The sequence below is a fragment of the Bradyrhizobium sp. genome (assembly GCF_049512235.1).
In the GTDB taxonomy this organism is placed as follows: domain Bacteria; phylum Pseudomonadota; class Alphaproteobacteria; order Rhizobiales; family Xanthobacteraceae; genus Bradyrhizobium.
Map to the genome: position 1 here is coordinate 1 of NZ_JBEKXH010000553.1, position 3,929 is coordinate 3,929.

General features: G+C 56.2%; 5 protein-coding genes. All 5 read left to right on the forward strand.

The window, feature by feature from the left end; translation table 11 throughout:
- Positions 1 to 1,329, forward strand: a 1,329-nt coding sequence (locus ABSG20_RS31520) for a cytochrome c3 family protein (protein ID WP_423868358.1), incomplete at its 5' end; no start/stop codon positions are given.
- Between the two features lie 35 nt (positions 1,330 to 1,364).
- Positions 1,365 to 1,535, forward strand: coding sequence for a hypothetical protein (locus ABSG20_RS31525; RefSeq protein ID WP_423868359.1), 171 nt, complete (start codon positions 1,365 to 1,367; stop codon positions 1,533 to 1,535).
- 197 nt (positions 1,536 to 1,732) lie between these two features.
- The gene (locus ABSG20_RS31530) at positions 1,733 to 2,083 is read left to right on the forward strand and encodes a histidine kinase dimerization/phospho-acceptor domain-containing protein (RefSeq protein WP_423868360.1); all 351 of its coding nucleotides are present in this window, start codon (positions 1,733 to 1,735) and stop codon (positions 2,081 to 2,083) included.
- A gap of 124 nt (positions 2,084 to 2,207) precedes the next feature.
- Positions 2,208 to 3,386, forward strand: a complete 1,179-nt coding sequence (locus ABSG20_RS31535) for an ISAzo13 family transposase (protein WP_423868361.1) — start codon at positions 2,208 to 2,210, stop codon at positions 3,384 to 3,386.
- A 30-nt stretch (positions 3,387 to 3,416) separates the two neighbouring features.
- Positions 3,417 to 3,911: a sensor histidine kinase gene (locus tag ABSG20_RS31540; protein ID WP_423868362.1), complete on the forward strand. Its 495-nt coding sequence runs from the start codon at positions 3,417 to 3,419 to the stop codon at positions 3,909 to 3,911.
- The last annotated feature ends 18 nt before the right edge of the window (positions 3,912 to 3,929 follow it).

Here is a 3,929-nt window from a genome sequence, read left to right on the forward strand (position 1 = left end):
TCTCTTCTCTTCAACGCCGACAGACGGTACGAGCCAAATCCCGAACGTTCCGCTCGGTGGAACCGGGGAGCCTATCTGGTCGAGGCATTGGCGCACTGCGGAGAATGCCACACACCTCGTAATCTCTTCGAAGGTCTGAATAACCGGAAGAAATTCGCCGGCGCCGTCGTGGATGGCTGGCGTGCCTACAATATTACGTCGCATCGTGACAGCGGGTTGGGGGCTTGGAGCGATACCGATCTTGCCGGATACTTGGCCACCGGCCATGCCGACGGCCATGGCGCGGCTACGGGTCCGATGGGCGAAGCAGTGAGCATGAGCCTGTCACATCTTGACGCCGCAGACATCTCCGCGATGCTTGATTATCTTCGTACCATCCCTGCAATCGCGACTTCTGATGTCCCAGCACCAAGGCCGGCCGCCCAGGTCGTACGAAGTGCCGCTGCGACCGACGACAACCGTGGGCAGGCGGTCTTCGCTCATGCGTGCGCATCCTGTCACGGCTCCGACGGCCTGAGCCCGCTGACTCCGTTTGCGACGCTTATTGGATCGCGATCTGTAAACGATCCGACGGCAGCGAACGTCGTGCGGGTAATTCTATTCGGTGCACATGATTACAAGACGATGATGCCCGCGTTCGGACGTGCATTATCCGACGACGACATCGCGAGCGTCACTAACTATGCCACCAGTCGGTTCGGCGCAGTGCGATCTGCAGTCACGTCGGCTGAAGTCGCCGCGATCCGAACGGAGTGGACAAGTTCACAAGACATAGCTGATCAGCCGACTGCAGTCGCAATAGAGTCAAATCTGGCACCACACCCACCTGTCGTCCAACCGATACCGTTCAGCCACAAGGACCACGTTGCGTTCGGGCTTGAGTGCGGTAGTTGCCACGTGAACCCTGAGAAAAGTAGCGACATGTCCTTGCCGCCGGCAACGACTTGCATGAGTTGCCATACCGCGGTCGCCAAGGATAACGATGCGATCAAAAAGCTAGCGGAGTTTGCAGCGTCCAGCGCGTCGATACCGTGGGTACGCATTTATCCGCTGCTTCCGGGAGTGCAGTTCAACCATCAACCGCATCTTCGTGCTGGGGTTAAATGCACGACCTGCCACGGCGCGGTTTCCGACGAGCCTGTCTTGTCCGAAATGACGGCAGTGACATCGATGGCAACCTGCATCTCGTGCCACCAAGCGCAGCACGCCAAAGCCGATTGCGCTACTTGTCATGCGTGGCCAAACGAAAATCCCGGTCCGAAACCCGAGTCGATGCCTCACGCGCTCCCATTAAAGGAGGTCGACCTCCCTGCAAATTCGTCCCCTTGATGACAGACAGCGGAAACCTCCAGCGATGAATATCCTTGACCACCAGGGTCCCTGATAAAACGATCCTTATCGACTCAGTCGCGACTGTGCTGCCGACCATTGTCGCGATCATCGCCTTCAACGGCAACCTGCTAAGCGTGAACAGCCCGATCCGCTGGCGCCCGATTTCGTTTTCAATGCCCGGAGCTATTTGGTCGCTCAGCTGATCGTTCTCCGCGATCGAGCACCTGTCGCTGTAGCAATTTCAAAGCGCGGGATCTGCTTTAGATTGAACGGGCCGACTCAGACGCGTGCCCTCAGCAACAGGATTATACAATATTTCACAAAGTTGAACTCGCTTACATCGAAAGATTAAGCAAGGCTCTCGTCGAAATTGTTCAACTTCTTCTGAGCGAACGCCGTCATGCGCGAAACGAAGGGGCACATCGAAGAGATTCAAAGCGGCAACAGTTGCCGCGTGCCGCGGACGCCGAAGCAGCTCACCACTTGGAGTATGACGGCCAAGGCGAACCCGCAGAAAGCGTCGGAATTTGAGTCCGTGTTGCTGGCGATAGCAGGACACGATCTTCGGCAGCCACTCCAGGCAATCCAGCACGCTCGCGAGTTTCTCGGTCGCAGCGTTCGCACCAAATCTGAGTTGCGTCTGCTGCGCTTCATTCAGTGCGCCGTGGACCGATTGAGCGATCAGCTTGACGAATTAGTCGCCGCCCTTCAGCTCCGCGAGCACGCTAAGGGGCCATTAATAAATAACTGAGTCAATTTTGTCACGGTCCGCAAGAATTATAGCTCGGGGATTCCCTGACGAGAATCGGCGGCGGTAGAATCGTCGCGTGATAAGCGCTTCGAACATCAGGACTCTGCGGAAACGTTGGAGGTCGATGGCTCCCCTCCTTGATGAGCGCAGCCGACGACGCTGGGCGGCGTCCGAAGCACGCACGATCGGACACGGCGGTGTGAGCGCCATCGCTAAGGCGACGGGTCTGGCGCGACGGACGATATATCGAGGGATTAAAGATCTCGAAGATCGTGCCTCAGTTGGCAGTGACCGGATACGTCGGCGGGGTGGAGGACGTAAATCGAGGATAGCTGAGGACCCAACCCTGCTTTCCGACCTTAAGTCGTTGCTTGAACCGGCGACGCGAGGCGACCCGATGCGACGGCAGTTGTGGACATCGCTCAGCCTGCGGCAGCTACGCGCAGAGCTCAGAAAAAGGGGGCACGAGGTCAGCCATCCAGTTATTGGGGATTGTCTTCGAAAGCTGCATTATAGCTTACAGGCCAATCGGAAAGTCCGCGAGGGAAGCGAGCATATGGACCGAAATGCTCAGTTTGAATACATCAATAAAAAGGCTGGCAGCTTTTTGAAGGATGGCCAGCCGGTCATCTCGGTCGATACGAAAAAGAAGGAATTGGTGGGCAATTTCAAGAATGCGGGCCGTGAATGGACCCGGAAAGGCAGCCCCGAAGAAGTTAATGTGCATGACTTCATTGATCCCAAGCTAAAACGCGCGGTACCGTACGGAGTCTACGATATCAATAACAATGCCGGCTGGGTCAGCGTCGGAACGGATCACGACACCGCGGCCTTTGCGGTGAACGCCATCCGCCGCTGGTGGAAGGCCATGGGAAAGAAACGTTATCCGAAACCCAAGGGCCTCTTGGTGACAGCTGACGGCGGCGGGTCGAACGGCTACCGCGTCCGTCTATGGAAAATTGAACTGCAGAAACTTGCCGACGAACTCAAGTTCCCGATTACGGTGTGCCACTTGCCGCCTGGAACCAGCAAGTGGAATAAAATCGAGCATCGGCTTTTTTCATTCATCAGCATCAACTGGCGCGGCAAGCCCCTGCGCACTTTTCGTACAATCGTTGAACTCATTGCGGCTACGACTACCGAGATGGGCTTGACTGTGCGTGCGGAACTTGACGAAAAGAAATATCCCAAAGGACTAAAAATCTCAGATGAGCAACTCGCCACCGTGAACATTTTTCCTCATGACTTCCACGGAGAATGGAATTATACCATAGCGCCAGCGAAGAAACGTCCGAAAAAGTGACTAAGTTATTTATTAACAGGCCCTAAGGGCGTGAAGCTCACGCCAGTGCTGGTCGGACCTTTATTGCAGCGAGTGGCCTCCGAGAGCCAGGTTGCAGCTTTAATAAAGGGAATTAGCGTTCGCACGGTCGCGACCAGCGCCACGATTGAGAGCGATGCGCTGCTTCTCGGTGCCGTTCTGCGCAACTTGCTCGGTAATGCCGTCAAATACACTGAGCCTGGAGGCGCGATTCTCGTCGGCTGCCGTCACATTGGCCAAGGCATTCGCATTGACGTGTATGATACTGGAGTCGGTCTTACCGCGGATCAGATCCCCCGAATGTTCGAGGCCTTTACCCGTCTTAATCCTTCGCGACACGATGGTCTGGGCATAGGCCTCTTCATCGTGCGTCAGGCGATCGGAATTCTAGGGCACAGTATCGACGTCGCTTCGACTCCTGGTGGCGGCTCCCGCTTTTCCATTCTCGCCCGTCAGGTTCAACGAAGTGAGCTGGATGCGGCCCCTCTCGCCATTGAAGTAGCGTGAAATGCACACGGCAAAGAC

Coding starts and splice junctions, on each gene's coding strand:
- ABSG20_RS31530 (WP_423868360.1), top strand. CDS start 1,733: ATGCGCGAAACGAAGGGGCACATCGAAGAGATTCAAAGCGGCAACAGT.
- ABSG20_RS31535 (WP_423868361.1), top strand. CDS start 2,208: ATGGCTCCCCTCCTTGATGAGCGCAGCCGACGACGCTGGGCGGCGTCC.